Below are 17,725 nucleotides of genomic sequence, written 5' to 3'. Positions count from 1 at the left end.
CGCCAGGCGCAAAAGCGTTATGTTTCTTCCTGTTGCGCTGACATTCTTCGGGCAATTCTGACAGGCACAGCCCGCCTGAGCATGCCAAACTTGGCAACAAGTCATTCAGGGGGGAGAGATGACGCAACCATTAGCCGGCAAACAGATCCTCATCGTTGAAGATGAAGCCGTTTTTCGTTCAATGCTTGATGCATGGCTGTCATCGCTGGGCGCGCAGACCCATCTTGCTGAAGATGGTGTTGACGCGCTGGAGCAAATGCACGACGCCGCGCCCGATCTGCTGATTTGCGATCTGGAAATGCCGCGCATGAATGGCCTGAAGCTGATCGAGCGTCTGCGCAACGACGGCAATCAAACCCCGATTCTGGTCATCTCCGCGACGGACAATATGGCGGATATCGCCAAAGCGCTGCGCCTTGGCGTGCAGGACGTGCTGCTAAAACCCGTCAAAGATTTTAACCGGCTGCGTGAAACCGTTTATGCCTGTCTCTATCCCAACATGTTTAATTCGCGTGTTGAGGAAGAAGAGCGGTTGTTTCAGGACTGGGACGCGCTGGTCAATAATCCTCACGCCGCCGCGAAGCTGCTGAAAGAGTTGCAGCCGCCGGTGCAGCAGGTGATGTCGCACTGTCGGGTGAATTATCGCCAGTTAGTCGCCGCGGATGAACTGGGACTGGTGCTGGATATTGCGCCAATTTCCGACAACGACCTGGCGTTTTATTGCCTGGATGTGACGCGCGCTGGCGACAACGGCGTGCTGGCCGCGCTGTTATTACGCGCATTATTTAATGGTTTGCTTCAGGAACAACTCTCGCAACAGCGGCAGCGTTTACCCGAGCTTGGGGCTTTACTTAAGCAGGTAAATCAATTGTTGCGCCAGGCAAATTTGTACGGGCAATTTCCTTTGCTGGTCGGTTATTACCACAGCGAATTAAAAAACCTCATATTAGTCTCAGCCGGTCTTAACGCGACGTTAAATACCGGAGATAACCAAATTCAGCTCAGTAATGGTGTCCCTTTGGGCACTCTGGGTAATACTTACTTAAATCAAATCAGCCAGCGCTGCGAAGCCTGGCAGTGTCAGGTCTGGGGTGCAGGTGGTCGCTTAAGACTCATGTTGTCTGCAGAATGAGCATTTGATTTATCTGATGCAGATAGCTTTTCCAGGCTGTCTGCACGGGTGGTAATATCGCGTCAGTTTTCTTCGTATTTGTCCTAAATTGCCATGACGTAAGGGTATTCAGACTCTTTCCTCATTTTTTAACTGATATACTCGAACGCGTTTTTAATTGACGAACAAGTGTGAAACTTGAACAGTCCAGGAGAATATTCAATGGCTGCCATTAATTCGAAAGTGAAAAAAGCAGTAATCCCTGTTGCGGGATTAGGAACCAGGATGTTGCCGGCCACGAAGGCGATTCCAAAAGAGATGCTGCCGCTGGTGGATAAACCGTTAATTCAGTATGTGGTTAATGAGTGTATTGCCGCTGGCATTACTGAGATTGTTCTGGTCACTCACTCCTCAAAAAATTCCATCGAAAACCACTTCGATACCAGTTTTGAACTCGAAGCGATGCTGGAAAAACGCGTGAAGCGCCAGCTGCTGGAAGAAGTGCAGTCTATCTGCCCGCCGCACGTGACCATCATGCAGGTGCGTCAGGGCCTCGCAAAAGGTCTGGGCCATGCGGTGATGTGCGCGCATCCGGTTGTCGGCAACGAGCCGGTAGCGGTCATTCTGCCAGACGTTATTCTCGATGAGTTTGAATCCGACCTCTCTCAGGACAACCTGGCAGAAATGATCAAACGTTTCGATGAGACTGGCCGCAGCCAGATCATGGTTGAGCCGGTAGAAGACGTGACCGCCTACGGTGTGGTGGACTGCCAGGGCGCGCAACTGCAGCCGGGCGACAGCGTACCGATGGTGGGCATCGTTGAGAAACCGAAAGCCGACGTGGCGCCGTCCAACCTCGCGGTTGTTGGTCGTTACGTGCTCGGCGCGGATATCTGGCCTCTGCTGGCGAAAACGCCTCCGGGAGCAGGTGATGAGATCCAGCTGACCGACTCCATCGCGATGCTGATGGATAAAGAAACCGTTGAGGCGTACCACATGAAAGGCAAAAGCCACGATTGCGGTAACAAACTGGGTTACATGCAGGCCTTTGTGGAATACGGAATTCGCCACAATACGCTGGGTGAAGAGTTCAAAGCCTGGCTTAACGACACCGTCGGCGACAAGAAGTAATTAATCACCCGGGACAACGTAATGAAAGTAACCGTATTTGGTATTGGCTATGTGGGGCTGGTACAGGCCGCTGTACTGGCGGAAGTTGGTCATGACGTTATGTGTATTGACGTCGACGCCAACAAGGTTGAAAACCTGAAGAAAGGGGTTATCCCTATCTATGAACCAGGCCTCACGCCGCTGGTGAAGAAAAACTACGAAGAAGGGCGTCTGCATTTCAGCACCGACGCCGCAGAAGGCGTAAACCACGGCGTGATGCAGTTTATCGCCGTAGGCACGCCGCCTGATGAGGACGGCTCTGCCGACCTGAAATATGTTACTGCTGTGGCGCGCACTATCGCCCAGCATATGACCAGCCATAAAGTCGTGCTGGATAAATCTACCGTTCCGGTTGGTACGGCGGATAAAGTGCGTCAGGTAATGAGCGAAACGCTGAAAGCGCGCGGTGTGGATTTCCCGTTCGATGTGGTTTCCAACCCGGAATTCCTCAAAGAGGGCGCCGCGGTTGCCGACTGCATGCGTCCTGAGCGTATCGTGGTTGGGACGGACAACGACGACGTGGTCGAACTGCTGCGTGAGCTGTATGAGCCGTTCAACCGCAATCACGATCGCATGATCCTGATGGATATCCGCAGCGCCGAGCTGACGAAATATGCCGCCAACTGCATGCTGGCAACCAAAATCAGCTTCATGAACGAGATCTCAAACCTGGCTGAGCGCCTGGGCGCGGATGTCGAGAAAGTGCGTCAGGGCATCGGCTCCGATTCCCGTATCGGCTACCACTTTATCTATCCTGGCTGCGGCTACGGCGGCTCCTGCTTCCCGAAAGACGTTCAGGCGCTGATCCGCACTGCTGAGCATATCGGTTATGTGCCGCGCCTGCTGAAAGCGGTGGAAGACGTCAACAACGATCAGAAGATGAAGCTGCCAGAATTTATTCGTCGTCATTTCGGCGAGAATCTGGAAGGTAAAACCTTCGCGGTCTGGGGGCTTTCTTTCAAACCAAATACTGACGATATGCGCGAAGCCTCAAGCCGCGTGCTGATGGAAGAGCTGTGGAAACACGGCGCCACCGTTCAGGCTTACGATCCGGAAGCGATGGATGAAACCCAGCGTATTTACGGTCATCGTGCAGACTTGCGTTTGATGGGCACCAAAGAAGCGGCGCTGCAGGGCGCGGACGCGTTGATTATCTGCACCGAGTGGCAGGCATTCCGCGCGCCGGATTTTGATTTCATCAAAAATTCCCTGAAAGAACCGGTTATCTTTGATGGCCGTAACCTGTATGATCCGGCAAGGCTCAGCAAACGCGGCTTTGTTTATTATGCAATCGGCCGTGGAGCATCCATTAACATTGCATAATTAATGAGGATCGTATGAAATTTCTGGTTACCGGCGCAGCGGGCTTTATTGGTTTTCATGTTAGCGAACGTCTGCTGGCAGCCGGTCACCAGGTTATCGGTATCGATAACCTGAATGACTATTATGACGTCAACCTCAAACTTGCCCGCCTCAATCTTCTTAAACAACACACTGCTTTTTATTTCGAAAAAATTGATCTGGCAGACCGTCAGGCAATGGAAACGTTATTTGCACAGCATCAGCCGCAACGCGTCATTCATCTTGCCGCACAGGCTGGCGTGCGTTATTCACTGGAAAATCCACATGCCTATGCGGATGCCAACCTGACCGGGCATTTAAACGTGCTGGAAGGTTGCCGCCACCATAAGGTTGAGCATTTATTATACGCATCTTCCAGCTCCGTTTACGGTCTTAACCGTAAAATGCCATTTTCTACTGACGACTCTGTCGATCATCCGGTTTCTTTATATGCGGCGACCAAAAAAGCCAATGAGCTGATGTCGCATACTTATTCGCATCTGTATGGCTTGCCGACCACAGGGCTGCGCTTTTTCACCGTATATGGCCCCTGGGGGCGTCCGGATATGGCGCTCTTTAAATTTACGCAGGCAATTGTCAAAGGCAGCAGCATTGATGTTTATAATCACGGCCAGATGCGACGCGATTTTACTTATATCGACGATATTGCTGAGGCGATTGTCCGGTTGCAGGATGTTATTCCGCAGGCAGACCCGCAGTGGACCGTGGAAAACGGTTCTCCGGCCACCAGTTCCGCGCCGTACCGTGTTTATAATATCGGCAACAGTTCTCCCGTTGCGTTAATGGATTATATTTCCGCCCTGGAAAAAGCGCTGGGCAAAGAAGCGCAGAAAAATATGCTGCCGATGCAACCGGGTGATGTGCTTGAGACGAGTGCCGACACCTCCGCACTCTATGAGGTGATCGGGTTTAAGCCGCAGACCAGCGTGGAAGAGGGCGTTAAACGCTTTGTGACGTGGTATAAAGCGTTTTATAACGTAGAGGCGTAGTCCTCCACTGTTATTGTCTCAAATCGCCTCTCGCTTTTTATGAGAGGCCTTAAAACAAAAAACCCGCCGAGGCGGGTTTTTTAATACAGCACCAAAAGCACTGTCTGAACGAAATTAATCCTTGATCAGGAAATCGTCCAGCTGTTTGCCTTGCTCGTCGATTGCTTTTTTGATCACGGCAGGCGTGCGGCCCTGGCCGGTCCAGGTTTTGCTTTCGCCGTTTTCGTCGGTATAACGATATTTGGCCGGACGTGCAGCACGTTTAGCTTTAGTACCGGTTTTAGCGGCAGACATGCTGTTCAGTAATTCATTCGGATCAATACCGTCAGCGATCAGCATTTCACGGTACTGCTGTAATTTGCGAGTACGTTCTTCGATTTCCGCAGCGGCAGCGCTTTCTTCTTCACGGCGCTCATTTACAACCACTTCTAATTTCTCCAGCATCTCTTCCAGAGTTTCCAGAGTACATTCTCTCGCCTGTGCACGAAGAGTACGGATGTTGTTCAGAATTTTAAGTGCTTCGCTCATTGTAGTAATCTCAAACTTATAATGGGGTGGTGTGTTGAGCTAATAATAGAGCCTTAAATTCAGTTCTGCAATAGGCCGAAATGTAAGGAAGTCAAAATATCGGATTATTTGTGCGCGTTTAATAAAGCGATACTTAAATTTTTCTTGAAGTGACGCACAAAGTTACCCATGTAAAAACTGCCCTGATAGCGGGGCCGCCAGGTACGAATTCACCAGAGAAACACCATTTTTTAAGGGATTATTATCCGCATCAGTTAATATCTCGCCTCTGTATTAGTGGATCACTCATCAATCGCTGACCGCTGCTTATTAGAATAGCCAGCACGTTATGCCTATTTGATTAACAGGCTAAAATGGCCGCGGTCTCCACAGTTTATCCACAATAAGAGCCATAAATGTGTTTCAAAGTGTTGAGCGGGCGGCTTTTCGCCACTCGCTATATAAGGATGGCTTGCGACGAGCCGAGAGTTGCATGCCCCTTACAGAGAATATGATACACTGGCTGCGACTAACCAACACTTAAGCCAGGGTTATCGAGCAGATGGCGCAACTTTATTTTTACTATTCGGCGATGAATGCCGGTAAATCTACAGCATTACTCCAGTCTTCATATAACTACCAGGAAAGGGGAATGCGTACCCTTGTTTATACCGCGGAAATTGATGATCGTTTTGGCGCAGGAAAGGTGAGTTCCCGTATAGGATTATCCTCGCCAGCAAGACTTTATAATGCGCATACGTCTTTATTTGAAGATATTCGCGATGCGCATCAGGAAGCCCCCGTTCATTGCGTGCTGGTGGATGAAAGTCAGTTTCTGACCCGCGATCAGGTTTACGCCCTTTCTGAAGTCGTCGATAAGCTGGATATTCCTGTGCTCTGTTATGGCCTGCGTACGGATTTTCGTGGTGAACTCTTTGGAGGAAGCCAGTATTTGCTGGCATGGTCTGACAAACTGGTAGAGCTGAAAACCGTCTGCTTTTGTGGTCGTAAAGCGAGCATGGTGCTTCGTCTCGACCATGAGGGCCGACCTTATAATGAAGGCGAACAGGTCGTCATTGGTGGCAACGAGCGTTATGTGTCGGTGTGTCGTAAGCATTATAAAGAAGCCCTGGAAAAGGGCTCCCTAAAAGCGATTCAGGGCCGCTAAAAGACTTTAGCCTGCGCCCCCCTATGGGTCCAACTGAACAAGCCTCACGATTGCGCTGAGGCTTTTTTATGAATACGGTCATCTGACCGTCAAAGTCAAAAGAAACTGGGGCACAGGAGGGTACTGAGAGAAGGATACGGGGTTTTCCACTTCATATGCGTCTTCTATATGCCTCGCCACACTGCCTGGTAAAAACCGATGAAGCGCAACATTCATTAGTGCATCAGTGAGGTTTAAGTCTGATGTGGGGTTTTAGTCAGACAATGGATGGCAACGCGCTGTCTGCTTTTCTTAGGTACACCGGTTTGCACAGAGCAAAAAAAACCCGCCGGGCGGCGGGTTTTTAACTTTAAACGATCTTAAACCGTTTTCTTGGCTTTTTTATCAGCTTTCGCGACAGGAGCGGCTTCAGCTTTTACAGCTTCAGCACCTTCCTTGTATTCACGGCCGTAGAAGCTATCCAGCAGGATCTGTTTCAGCTCGGCAATCAGCGGGTAGCGCGGGTTAGCGCCAGTACACTGGTCATCGAAGGCATCTTCAGACAGTTTATCAACATGGGCCAGGAAGTCGGCTTCCTGAACGCCTGCTTCACGGATAGATTTCGGAATACCCAGCTCAGCTTTGATGCTTTCCAGCCATGCCAGCAGTTTCTCAATTTTCGCTGCGGTACGGTCGCTCGGTGCAGTGAGACCCAAATGGTCAGCGACTTCAGCATAACGGCGACGCGCCTGCGGACGGTCATACTGGCTGAAAGCGGTCTGCTTGGTCGGGTTATCGTTCGCGTTATAGCGGATAACGTTAGAAATCAGCAGGGCGTTCGCCAGACCATGCGGAATGTGGAACTGTGAACCCAGTTTGTGAGCCATGGAGTGACACACGCCGAGGAAGGCGTTCGCAAATGCGATACCGGCGATAGTCGCGGCACTGTGAACACGTTCACGCGCAACCGGGTTTTTCGAACCTTCATGGTAAGACGCCGGCAGGTTTTCTTTCAGCAGTTTCAGTGCCTGCAGCGCCTGACCATCGGAGAATTCAGAGGCCAGTACAGAAACGTAAGCTTCCAGCGCGTGAGTGACCGCATCCAGACCACCGAAGGCGCAGAGTGACTTCGGCATATCCATCACCAGGTTGGCATCGACAATCGCCATATCCGGGGTCAGGGCGTAGTCCGCCAGCGGATATTTCTGACCGGTTTCGTCGTCGGTAACCACCGCAAACGGCGTGACTTCAGAACCGGTACCGGAAGTGGTAGTGACGGCGATCATTTTCGCTTTCACGCCCATTTTCGGGAACTTGTAGATACGTTTACGGATATCCATAAAGCGCAGCGCCAGTTCTTCGAAGTGGGTTTCCGGGTGTTCGTACATGACCCACATGATTTTCGCGGCATCCATCGGGGAGCCACCACCGAGCGCGATGATAACGTCCGGTTTAAAGGAGTTCATCAGCTCAGCGCCTTTGCGAACCACGCTCAGGGTCGGGTCAGCTTCTACTTCAAAGAACACTTCAGTTTCAACACCAGCCGCTTTCAGTACGGAAGTGATCTGGTCGGCATAACCGTTGTTGAACAGGAAGCGGTCAGTCACGATCATGGCGCGTTTGTGACCATCAGTAATCACTTCATCCAGCGCAATCGGCAGTGAGCCGCGACGGAAGTAGATAGATTTCGGAAGTTTATGCCACAACATGTTTTCAGCTCGCTTAGCAACGGTTTTCTTGTTGATCAGGTGTTTCGGACCAACGTTTTCAGAGATGGAGTTACCACCCCAGGAGCCGCAACCCAGCGTCAGAGACGGTGCCAGCTTGAAGTTGTAGAGATCCCCGATACCACCCTGAGAAGCCGGCGTGTTGATAAGGATACGCGCGGTTTTCATTTTATCGCCGAAGAAAGTGACGCGAGCCGGTTGGTTATCCTGGTCGGTGTAAAGGCAAGATGTGTGACCGATACCGCCCATCGCAACCAGTTTTTCCGCTTTTTCAACAGCATCTTCGAAATCTTTTGCGCGATACATGGCGAGGGTCGGAGAGAGTTTCTCATGAGCGAACGGTTCGCTTTCATCCACCAGAGAGACTTCGCCAATCAGGATCTTAGTGCTGGACGGCACAGTGATGCCTGCCATCTCGGCGATTTTTACCGCCGGCTGACCTACGATAGCTGCGTTCAGCGCGCCATTCTTCAGAATGATATTCTGCACGGCTTTCAGTTCCGCGCCCTGCAGCAGGTAGCCGCCGTGGCTCGCGAAACGTTCGCGCACCGCATCATAAACAGAATCAACAACGATGACAGACTGTTCAGAGGCACAGATAACGCCGTTATCAAACGTCTTAGACATCAGGATAGAAGCGACAGCGCGTTTGATATCGGCTGTTTCGTCGATAACAACCGGCGTGTTACCAGCACCTACGCCGATCGCAGGCTTACCGGAGCTGTACGCTGCTTTCACCATGCCCGGGCCACCGGTGGCCAGAATCAGGTTGACATCCGGGTGATGCATCAGCGCGTTAGACAGCTCAACGGAAGGCTGATCAATCCAGCCGATCAGATCTTTCGGCGCGCCTGCAGCGATAGCGGCTTGCAGCACGATATCCGCAGCCTTATTAGTTGCATCTTTCGCACGCGGATGCGGAGAGAAAATGATCGCGTTACGGGTTTTCAGGCTGATAAGCGATTTGAAAATGGCGGTAGACGTTGGGTTAGTGGTCGGAACGATACCGCAGATGATGCCAATAGGTTCAGCGATGGTAATCGTACCAAAGGTGTCATCTTCGTCGAGAATGCCGCAGGTTTTCTCGTCTTTATAGGCGTTGTAGATATATTCAGAAGCAAAGTGGTTTTTGATCACTTTATCTTCGACGATACCCATTCCGGATTCGGCAACGGCCATTTTAGCGAGGGGGATTCGAGCATCTGCAGCGGCCAGAGCGGCGGCGCGGAAGATTTTGTCAACCTGTTCTTGGGTGAAGTTGGCATATTCACGCTGGGCTTTTTTGACGCGCTCGACGAGGGCGTTTAGTTCAGCGACATTAGTAACAGCCATAATGCTCTCCTGATAATGTTAAACTCTTTTAGTAAATCATCTGCTCGAAACGACAGTATAGTCAGCCCCAAACAGCGTGCGTTACAGACAGGTTTACCAGCACAACGACCACAAACCCCGCTGATTTACTAAAAGAGCCTTGCCTTAAAACATTTCTCTGGGAAATGTCTTACTCCCTGGCGGCATCATCAAGATACTCACTTCTGGTTACCAAAAGCGTGATCTAAATCAATTTAACCCCATGCTGACTCCTTTCAGCAGCCCTTATAGCGGTATTTCAGCGTTAGTTAATATATTTACTACACTTTTGAATAATTAAATCACCATAAATCAACAAAAGAATAACACAGGTCGACGCGGTCAAATGGGCGCGAGATCAGGAATGTATAAAGGCGTAAGGGCGTAGCGTAAGCAGGGGTTTTGCATTACATTACGCACGCCGTTGCCTCACCAATCTGCGGAGCTTCCCTTGAATTCTATGCTGTTTGATTTGCCAACCTTTTTTAAGTTCTTTATTGGGCTGTTCGCACTGGTAAACCCGGTGGGCATCATTCCCGTCTTCATTAGTATGACGAGCTATCAGACCGCGGCGGCGCGCAATAAAACCAATCTGACGGCAAACCTCTCCGTGGCCATTATTCTCTGGACATCGCTGTTTCTCGGCGATGCCATACTGCAGATTTTCGGCATCTCGATTGACTCCTTCCGCATTGCTGGCGGTATTCTGGTTGTCACCATCGCGATGTCGATGATTAGCGGGAAACTGGGTGAGGATAAGCAAAACAAACAGGAGAAGTCAGAAACGGCGATCCGTGAGAGCATCGGCGTCGTGCCGCTGGCATTGCCACTGATGGCGGGCCCGGGGGCAATCAGTTCAACTATCGTCTGGGGTACGCGCTATCACAGCTGGCAATATATGCTGGGCTTTACGGTCGCCATCGCGCTTTTCGCGGCGTGTTGCTGGGGGGTGTTTCGCCTCGCGCCGTGGCTGGTTCGCCTTCTGGGGCAGACGGGCATTAACGTCATTACCCGTATCATGGGGCTATTATTGATGGCGCTGGGCATTGAATTTATCGTGACAGGGATTAAAGCGCTCTTTCCGGGCCTGGTAAGTTAGTCATTTTCTTTCCTCATAAAAGCGAAGCGGATGCTTCGCTTTTTTCTTTTATTATTAGCATTTCCTATAACCCTCTGCGTTTCGATTTTTTACTCATAACTTTATCTGATATCTGGTAATTGATTATTAAAACAATCAATTACAGTGTCGGTTACATTCGTTGCGTTCATAAATAAAGCAATCAGTCTGTTATTTTTGTCACATGATAGTTTGAGTATTGATGCGGGTTTAACGAAATGATATTAGTAATTTCAACGCCAGCGTAGATAAATGTGCTAATTTTTGTTCAATTGTTAACTTTATGTTGCGATGCGCTGTGAGCAGAGTGACATGACGCGCGCATACGACTGATTTTGTGTAACCTGTTGAATGAACAGGATAATAATTAGAAATCTGTACTTTGCAGCCTGCCTGGCTCCACATTGTCCTTCATGACAAAAGAGAAGCGGTTAACAAATTTGTAAATTGTATTGGCGCACAATTCACGCATTTGATACTTTCCGGCAAAACATTTGCCTGCGAATTATCAACAGGTGAGAACGATTTTCGTATGAAAGCGCTTTCCTCCAACAGGTAGCGCGCAAAGAGACTGTCCTTAAAACAGGGAAGGGCAGTAAAGAATCGACGACAGGCAGCCAGAGAGCAGCCGTGATAAATAAAGTCGGTGATAGCAAGCTGTAAAAAAGAAAACCACCTGGCAGACGCGAAAGCTCCTGCGCTGCACAGGTCCCCGTCAGGGGAGAACGGGCTGACTTTCGTCAGTAATAATAATGAGTGGAGTACCAACACAATGTCCATCATCACAAAAAAAAGTCTGGTAGCTGCGGGGATCCTTTCTGCGCTAATCGCGGGTAACGCAATGGCTGCGAATGTTCCTGCGGGTGTGCAACTGGCGGAAAAGCAGACGCTGGTGCGCAACAACGGTTCGGAAGTGCAGTCTCTCGACCCGCATAAAATTGAAGGCGTGCCGGAGTCCAACATCAACCGCGACCTCTTCGAAGGTCTGCTGGTTACTGATGTTGAAGGCCACCCGAGCGCGGGTGTTGCCGAAAAGTGGGAAAACAAAGATTTTAAAGTCTGGACCTTCCATCTGCGTAAAGACGCAAAATGGTCCAATGGCGAGCCGGTCACGGCACAAGATTTCGTTTACAGCTGGCAGCGCCTGGCTGACCCGAAAACCGCCTCTCCGTATGAAAGCTACCTGCAATACGGCCACATTACGAATATCGACGACATCATCGCCGGTAAAAAACCTGCCACCGATCTTGGCGTAAAAGCGATCGACGACCATACGCTTGAAGTCACCCTGAGCGAGCCGGTCCCGTATTTCTATAAGCTGCTGGTTCACTCCTCCATGTCTCCGGTGCCTAAAGCCGTCGTTGAGAAATTTGGCGAGAAATGGACCCAGCCGGCCAACATCGTGTCTAACGGCGCGTACAAACTGAAATCCTGGGTGGTGAACGAGCGCATCGTGCTTGAGCGCAACACCAACTACTGGGATAACGCGAAAACCGTTATCAACGAAGTGACCTACCTGCCTATTTCTTCTGAAGTCACTGACGTTAACCGCTACCGCAGCGGCGAAATCGACATGACCTATAACAACATGCCGATTGAACTGTTCCAGAAGCTCAAAAAAGAGATCCCGAAAGAAGTGCACGTCGACCCGTACCTGTGCACCTACTACTACGAAATCAACAATCAGAAAGCGCCGTTTAACGATCCGCGCGTCCGTACCGCGCTGAAGCTGGGTCTGGATCGCGATATCATCGTGAATAAAGTGAAAAACCAGGGCGATCTGCCAGCCTATGGTTACACCCCGCCGTACACCGACGGCGCGAAATTCACCGAACCGGCCTGGTTTAAAATGACCCAGGAACAGCGTAACGCCGAAGCCAAAAAACTGCTCGCCGAAGCGGGCTATACCGCTGACAAGCCGCTGACGTTCGATCTGCTGTACAACACCTCCGATCTGCACAAAAAACTGGCGATCGCGGCCGCGTCCATCTGGAAGAAAAACCTGGGCGTGAACGTGAAGCTGGAAAACCAGGAGTGGAAAACCTTCCTGGATACCCGTCATCAGGGCAACTTTGACGTGGCGCGTGCGGGCTGGTGTGCGGATTACAACGAACCGACGTCCTTCCTGAACACCATGCTCTCCAACAGCTCGAACAACACCTCGCACTATAAGAGCGACGCGTTTGATAAGGTGATGCAGGAGACGCTGCAGGTGAGTGACGAAGGTCAGCGTAGCGAGCTTTACAACAAAGCGGAGCAACAACTGGATAAAGATTCCGTTATCGTTCCGGTTTATTACTACGTGAACGCCCGCCTGGTGAAACCGTGGGTCGGTGGCTACACCGGTAAAGACCCGCTGGATAATGTATACGTTAAAAACCTGTATATTATCAAACATTAATGGCAATGCGTGGGGCAGGGCGTCCTGCCCCACTGTGTCTTATTTTTCCGTGAGTCAAAGGCACACGCCAGAAGGTACGGGCAATGTTGAAATTTATTTTACGTCGCTGTCTGGAAGCGATTCCGACGCTGTTTATTCTAATTACTATCTCCTTCTTTATGATGCGTCTCGCGCCGGGGAGTCCTTTTACCGGCGAACGTAATCTTCCGCCGGAAGTGATGGCGAATATCGAGGCGAAATATCATCTTAACGACCCCATCATGACCCAGTACTTCAATTATCTGAAGCAACTGGCGAAAGGTGATTTCGGTCCGTCCTTTAAATACAAGGATTATTCGGTAAACGATCTGGTGGCCTCAAGCTTCCCGGTTTCCGCGAAATTAGGCGCTGCGGCGTTTTTACTGGCGGTGATTTTAGGCGTGGCGGCAGGCGTGATGGCCGCGCTCAAACAAAACACGAAGTGGGATTTCGCCGTCATGGGGGTGGCGATGACCGGCGTGGTCATTCCAAGCTTCGTGGTGGCACCACTGCTGGTCATGATCTTCGCGATAACGCTGCACTGGCTGCCGGGCGGCGGCTGGAATGGCGGGGCGCTGAAATTCATGATCCTGCCGATGGTCGCGTTGTCGCTGGCTTATATCGCCAGTATCGCGCGTATTACCCGTGGCTCGATGATTGAAGTGCTGCACTCCAACTTCATTCGTACCGCTCGCGCCAAAGGGCTGCCGATGCGCCGCATTATTCTGCGCCACGCGTTGAAACCCGCGCTGCTGCCGGTGCTCTCCTATATGGGCCCTGCGTTTGTCGGCATCATCACCGGTTCGATGGTTATTGAAACTATTTACGGCCTGCCGGGCATCGGCCAGCTGTTCGTGAACGGCGCGCTCAACCGCGACTACTCGCTGGTACTGAGCCTGACGATTCTTGTCGGCGCGCTGACCATTCTGTTTAACGCGATCGTCGATGTGCTGTATGCCGTTATCGATCCGAAAATTCGTTACTGACACTGGAGTACGCCATGATGTTGAGTAAGAAAAACAGCGAGGCGCTGGAAAACTTCAGTGAAAAACTGGAAGTAGAAGGACGTAGCCTGTGGCAGGATGCCCGCCGTCGCTTTATGCATAACCGCGCGGCGGTGGCGAGCCTGATTGTGCTGGCGCTGATTGCGCTGTTCGTCACCCTCGCGCCGATGCTGTCGCAGTTCAGCTATTTCGATACCGACTGGGGCATGATGTCCGCGCCACCTGATACCGAATCGGGCCACTGGTTCGGCACCGACTCTTCAGGCCGCGACCTGCTGGTGCGTGTTGCTATCGGCGGGCGTATCTCGCTGATGGTGGGCGTCGCGGCGGCGCTGGTGGCGGTGATCGTGGGTACGCTCTACGGCTCGCTTTCCGGCTATCTCGGCGGCAAAGTGGACTCGGTGATGATGCGTCTGCTGGAGATCCTTAACTCCTTCCCGTTCATGTTCTTCGTTATTCTGCTGGTGACCTTTTTCGGTCAGAACATCCTGCTGATTTTCGTCGCTATCGGGATGGTCTCCTGGCTTGATATGGCGCGTATCGTGCGCGGCCAGACGCTCAGCCTGAAGCGTAAAGAGTTCATCGAAGCAGCGCAGGTGGGCGGCGTGTCGACGGCGAACATTGTCGTGCGTCATATCGTGCCTAACGTGCTGGGCGTGGTGGTGGTTTACGCCTCGCTGCTGGTGCCCAGCATGATCCTGTTTGAGTCCTTCTTAAGCTTCCTCGGCCTCGGTACGCAGGAGCCGCTCAGCTCCTGGGGCGCGCTGCTGAGCGATGGCGCTAACTCCATGGAAGTGTCGCCCTGGCTGCTGCTCTTCCCGGCGGGTTTCCTGGTGGTCACCCTGTTTTGTTTTAACTTTATCGGCGATGGCTTGCGTGATGCCCTCGACCCGAAAGATCGTTAAGGAGTGCCGCCATGAGCACCATTGAACTCTCTGCGCCGCAACAGAGCGCGGCGTCTCAAGCGACGCTGCTTGACGTCAAAGATTTGCGCGTCACCTTCGCGACGCCCGACGGCGACGTTACCGCTGTCAACGATCTCAACTTCAGCCTGCGCGCCGGCGAAACGCTCGGCATCGTCGGCGAATCCGGCTCCGGCAAATCCCAGACGGCGTTCGCGCTGATGGGTCTGCTGGCCGCCAACGGTCGCATCGGCGGTTCGGCGACGTTTAACGGCCGTGAAATCCTCAACCTGCCGGAGCGCGAGCTCAATCGCCTGCGCGCCGAGCAGATTTCGATGATTTTCCAGGATCCGATGACCTCACTGAACCCATATATGCGCGTTGGTGAGCAGCTAATGGAAGTGCTGATGCTGCATAAAAGCATGAGCAAAGCCGAGGCATTTGAAGAGTCGGTACGGATGCTGGACGCGGTGAAAATGCCGGAAGCACGCAAGCGCATGCGCATGTACCCGCACGAATTCTCCGGTGGTATGCGCCAGCGCGTGATGATCGCGATGGCGCTGCTGTGCCGTCCGAAATTGCTGATCGCCGATGAACCGACCACCGCGCTCGACGTGACCGTTCAGGCGCAAATCATGACGCTCCTGAACGAACTTAAGCGCGAATTCAACACCGCCATCATTATGATCACCCACGACCTCGGCGTGGTCGCGGGCATCTGCGACAAAGTGCTGGTGATGTACGCAGGCCGCACCATGGAATATGGCAAAGCGCGTGAGGTCTTTTACGATCCGGCGCACCCGTATTCTATCGGTCTGCTTAATGCCGTGCCGCGTCTCGACGCGGAAGGCGAATCCCTGCTCACCATTCCGGGCAACCCGCCGAACCTGCTGCGCCTGCCAAAAGGCTGTCCGTTCCAGCCGCGCTGTCCGCACGCAATGGAAATCTGCAGCACGACGCCGCCGCTGGAAGAATTCGCCCCTGGCCGCCTGCGCGCCTGCTTTAAACCGGTGGAGGAGCTGAAATGAGCACCGTAGCTGAAGAGAGAAAAGTTCTGCTCGAAGTGGCCGATCTCAAGGTGCATTTCGATATTAAAGACGGCAAGCAGTGGTTCTGGCAGCCGGCCAAAACGTTAAAAGCGGTCGATGGCGTGACGCTGCGGCTGTATGAAGGCGAAACGCTGGGCGTGGTGGGAGAATCCGGCTGCGGAAAATCCACCTTCGCGCGCGCGATTATTGGTCTGGTCAAAGCCACCAGCGGCCGCGTGGCGTGGCTCGGTAAAGATCTGCTGGGCATGCAACAGGAAGAGTGGCGCGATGTGCGCAGCGATATCCAGATGATTTTCCAGGATCCGCTCGCCTCGCTGAACCCGCGTATGACCATAGGTGATATCATCGCCGAGCCGCTGCGCACCTATCATCCGAAAATGCCGCGTCAGGAAGTCCGTGACCGCGTAAAAGCGATGATGATGAAAGTGGGTCTGCTGCCAAACCTCGTCAACCGCTACCCGCATGAATTCTCCGGCGGCCAGTGCCAGCGTATCGGCATCGCTCGTGCGCTGATCCTTGAGCCGAAATTGATTATCTGCGACGAACCGGTCTCCGCGCTCGACGTGTCGATTCAGGCGCAGGTGGTGAACCTGCTGCAAAAACTGCAGCGTGAGATGGGCCTGTCGCTGATTTTTATCGCGCACGATCTGGCGGTGGTGAAGCATATTTCCGATCGTGTGCTGGTGATGTATCTGGGGCATGCTGTGGAGCTTGGCACTTACGATGAGGTTTATCATCATCCGCTGCACCCTTACACGCGCGCGCTGATGTCGGCAGTGCCGATCCCGGACCCGGATCTCGAAAAGAACAAAACCATTCAGTTGCTGGAAGGCGAGCTGCCGTCGCCCATCAATCCGCCGTCTGGCTGCGTATTCCGCACGCGATGCCCGATGGCCGGACCGGAATGCGCTCAGACGCGGCCGGTGCTGGAAGGCAGTTTCCGGCATGCGGTTTCCTGCCTGAAGGTGGACCCGTTATAATCGCAAGGGCTGGCAGGTGCCAGCCCTTTTCTTTTGCGAGGACAACGTGTCACGGATAACCGAATATCGTCAGCGCGCCTACCATTTTCTTTTCGACCAGTATCAGCGCAGCGGTCGCCGCTTTGAGGCGCTTTGTGGGCTGTTTGCGCTCTTCAGCGTCATTGTTGTGTTCATCGAGTCCGGCCTCGGCACGCAATATCATCTCACTTACAGCGAATGGCATGTCTTCGTATTGATTGAGATGGGCATTACCTTTGTCTTTACGCTGGAGTATCTGCTGCGCCTGCTGGTCTGGCCGAATCCGGCGCGCTATGCGTTGAGCTTCTGGGGGCTTATCGATCTGGCGACCGTGCTGCCGCTCTATGTGCTCTGGCTCTGGCCTGAGCTTGGCATGAACTACCTTTTTATCTGGCGTACGCTGCGCGCGGTGCGCGTGCTGCGTATTCTGAAACTGCTGCGCATCATGTCCTCCTCCAGCCTGCTCTGGCAGGCCATTGTGAACGCCCGCCATCAGCTCATCGCGTTTTATGCGTTTATTTCTATCGTTATGGTGATTGCCGGCGCGTTGATGTACGGCATTGAGGGGGCATCAAGCGGTTTTAACACGCTTGGCACCTCGGTCTACTGGGCGGTGGTGACGGTAACGACGGTCGGTTATGGCGACATTACGCCGCATACCGCGGGTGGCCGCGCGGTGGCCTCGCTGCTCATTCTGATTGGCTATTCTGTGATTGCTATTCCGACCGGCATTATTACTTCGCAAATGACCAGCGCGCTGGCGGATAAAAAAGAGGCGCAGCGCTGCCCGGCATGTGGCGCGAAATATCAAAAACAGGCGAATTATTGTCAGGCGTGCGGAGTAAAAATCAGGGACGAGAAATAATTGCGCGG

Annotated in this window: 14 protein-coding genes; 12 read left to right on the top strand and 2 right to left on the bottom strand. The window is 52.5% G+C overall.

Annotation, left to right across the window (positions count from 1 at the left end):
• Positions 1-118: 118 nt before the first annotated feature.
• The 4 genes from rssB to G9X48_RS06535 all read left to right on the top strand — a co-directional run bounded on the left by rssB (position 119) and on the right by G9X48_RS06535 (position 4,632).
• The gene (gene rssB / locus G9X48_RS06550) at positions 119-1,132 is read left to right on the top strand and encodes a two-component system response regulator RssB (RefSeq protein WP_004384995.1); all 1,014 of its coding nucleotides are present in this window, start codon (positions 119-121) and stop codon (positions 1,130-1,132) included.
• A 201-nt stretch (positions 1,133-1,333) separates the two neighbouring features.
• Positions 1,334-2,242: a UTP--glucose-1-phosphate uridylyltransferase GalU gene (gene galU, locus G9X48_RS06545; protein WP_007850600.1), complete on the top strand. Its 909-nt coding sequence runs from the start codon at positions 1,334-1,336 to the stop codon at positions 2,240-2,242.
• A 21-nt stretch (positions 2,243-2,263) separates the two neighbouring features.
• A complete protein-coding gene (locus G9X48_RS06540; RefSeq protein WP_004384996.1) occupies positions 2,264-3,604 on the top strand; it encodes a UDP-glucose/GDP-mannose dehydrogenase family protein in 1,341 nt (446 codons plus the stop codon).
• Positions 3,605-3,618: 14 nt separating this feature from the next.
• Entirely contained in the window at positions 3,619-4,632 is a 1,014-nt protein-coding gene (locus tag G9X48_RS06535) for an NAD-dependent epimerase (protein WP_004384997.1), read from the top strand.
• Positions 4,633-4,746: 114 nt separating this feature from the next.
• On the opposite strand, the gene hns is transcribed toward G9X48_RS06535, so the two are convergent.
• Complete coding sequence (gene hns / locus G9X48_RS06530; RefSeq protein ID WP_007679581.1) at positions 4,747-5,160, bottom strand: histone-like nucleoid-structuring protein H-NS; 414 nt, start codon at positions 5,158-5,160, stop codon at positions 4,747-4,749.
• Between the two features lie 541 nt (positions 5,161-5,701).
• On the opposite strand from hns, the gene tdk reads away from it, so the two are divergent.
• Entirely contained in the window at positions 5,702-6,307 is a 606-nt protein-coding gene (gene tdk, locus G9X48_RS06525) for a thymidine kinase (RefSeq protein WP_012124558.1), read from the top strand.
• Positions 6,308-6,666: 359 nt separating this feature from the next.
• On the opposite strand, the gene adhE is transcribed toward tdk, so the two are convergent.
• Positions 6,667-9,345 carry a bifunctional acetaldehyde-CoA/alcohol dehydrogenase gene (gene adhE, locus G9X48_RS06520; protein ID WP_097641277.1) on the bottom strand — a complete coding sequence of 893 codons (2,679 nt, stop codon included), beginning with the start codon at positions 9,343-9,345 and terminating at the stop codon, positions 6,667-6,669.
• Positions 9,346-9,814: 469 nt separating this feature from the next.
• Between adhE and G9X48_RS06515 the strand changes: the two genes are divergently transcribed.
• From G9X48_RS06515 to G9X48_RS06485, 7 genes are all read left to right on the top strand, one after another.
• Entirely contained in the window at positions 9,815-10,462 is a 648-nt protein-coding gene (locus tag G9X48_RS06515) for a YchE family NAAT transporter (RefSeq protein ID WP_167553568.1), read from the top strand.
• 790 nt (positions 10,463-11,252) lie between these two features.
• Complete coding sequence (gene oppA, locus G9X48_RS06510; protein ID WP_007850594.1) at positions 11,253-12,881, top strand: oligopeptide ABC transporter substrate-binding protein OppA; 1,629 nt, start codon at positions 11,253-11,255, stop codon at positions 12,879-12,881.
• Between the two features lie 83 nt (positions 12,882-12,964).
• Positions 12,965-13,885, top strand: a complete 921-nt coding sequence (gene oppB, locus G9X48_RS06505; RefSeq protein ID WP_004385003.1) for an oligopeptide ABC transporter permease OppB — start codon at positions 12,965-12,967, stop codon at positions 13,883-13,885.
• A 14-nt stretch (positions 13,886-13,899) separates the two neighbouring features.
• The gene (oppC, locus tag G9X48_RS06500) at positions 13,900-14,808 is read left to right on the top strand and encodes an oligopeptide ABC transporter permease OppC (protein ID WP_004385004.1); all 909 of its coding nucleotides are present in this window, start codon (positions 13,900-13,902) and stop codon (positions 14,806-14,808) included.
• An 11-nt stretch (positions 14,809-14,819) separates the two neighbouring features.
• Positions 14,820-15,833 (top strand): ABC transporter ATP-binding protein, encoded by a 1,014-nt coding sequence (locus tag G9X48_RS06495; RefSeq protein WP_007890028.1) that lies wholly within the window; start codon positions 14,820-14,822, stop codon positions 15,831-15,833.
• A complete protein-coding gene (gene oppF, locus G9X48_RS06490) occupies positions 15,830-16,834 on the top strand; it encodes a murein tripeptide/oligopeptide ABC transporter ATP binding protein OppF (protein WP_004385006.1) in 1,005 nt (334 codons plus the stop codon). Before G9X48_RS06495 ends, oppF begins: the two co-directional genes overlap by 4 nt.
• Before the next feature lie 46 nt (positions 16,835-16,880).
• Positions 16,881-17,717 (top strand): ion transporter, encoded by an 837-nt coding sequence (locus G9X48_RS06485; protein ID WP_097641278.1) that lies wholly within the window; start codon positions 16,881-16,883, stop codon positions 17,715-17,717.
• Positions 17,718-17,725: the final 8 nt, after the last annotated feature.

Origin of the sequence: Cronobacter sp. HA18006, from assembly GCF_011605445.1 — a bacterium.
GTDB classification, from domain to species: Bacteria; Pseudomonadota; Gammaproteobacteria; order Enterobacterales; family Enterobacteriaceae; genus Cronobacter; species Cronobacter sakazakii.
The sequence above is the reverse complement of the archived record's forward strand: the minus strand, read 5'-3'. Positions and strand labels throughout refer to the sequence as shown.

What these genes read in the sequence shown, in the direction of transcription:
- oppF (WP_004385006.1), top strand. Translation starts at nt 15,830, where the DNA reads ATGAGCACCGTAGCTGAAGAGAGAAAAGTTCTGCTCGAAGTGGCCGAT.
- oppB (WP_004385003.1), top strand. Translation starts at nt 12,965, where the DNA reads ATGTTGAAATTTATTTTACGTCGCTGTCTGGAAGCGATTCCGACGCTG.
- oppC (WP_004385004.1), top strand. Translation starts at nt 13,900, where the DNA reads ATGATGTTGAGTAAGAAAAACAGCGAGGCGCTGGAAAACTTCAGTGAA.
- galU (WP_007850600.1), top strand. Translation starts at nt 1,334, where the DNA reads ATGGCTGCCATTAATTCGAAAGTGAAAAAAGCAGTAATCCCTGTTGCG.
- G9X48_RS06495 (WP_007890028.1), top strand. Translation starts at nt 14,820, where the DNA reads ATGAGCACCATTGAACTCTCTGCGCCGCAACAGAGCGCGGCGTCTCAA.
- hns (WP_007679581.1), bottom strand. Translation starts at nt 5,160, where the DNA reads ATGAGCGAAGCACTTAAAATTCTGAACAACATCCGTACTCTTCGTGCA.
- adhE (WP_097641277.1), bottom strand. Translation starts at nt 9,345, where the DNA reads ATGGCTGTTACTAATGTCGCTGAACTAAACGCCCTCGTCGAGCGCGTC.
- oppA (WP_007850594.1), top strand. Translation starts at nt 11,253, where the DNA reads ATGTCCATCATCACAAAAAAAAGTCTGGTAGCTGCGGGGATCCTTTCT.
- tdk (WP_012124558.1), top strand. Translation starts at nt 5,702, where the DNA reads ATGGCGCAACTTTATTTTTACTATTCGGCGATGAATGCCGGTAAATCT.
- G9X48_RS06540 (WP_004384996.1), top strand. Translation starts at nt 2,264, where the DNA reads ATGAAAGTAACCGTATTTGGTATTGGCTATGTGGGGCTGGTACAGGCC.
- G9X48_RS06535 (WP_004384997.1), top strand. Translation starts at nt 3,619, where the DNA reads ATGAAATTTCTGGTTACCGGCGCAGCGGGCTTTATTGGTTTTCATGTT.
- rssB (WP_004384995.1), top strand. Translation starts at nt 119, where the DNA reads ATGACGCAACCATTAGCCGGCAAACAGATCCTCATCGTTGAAGATGAA.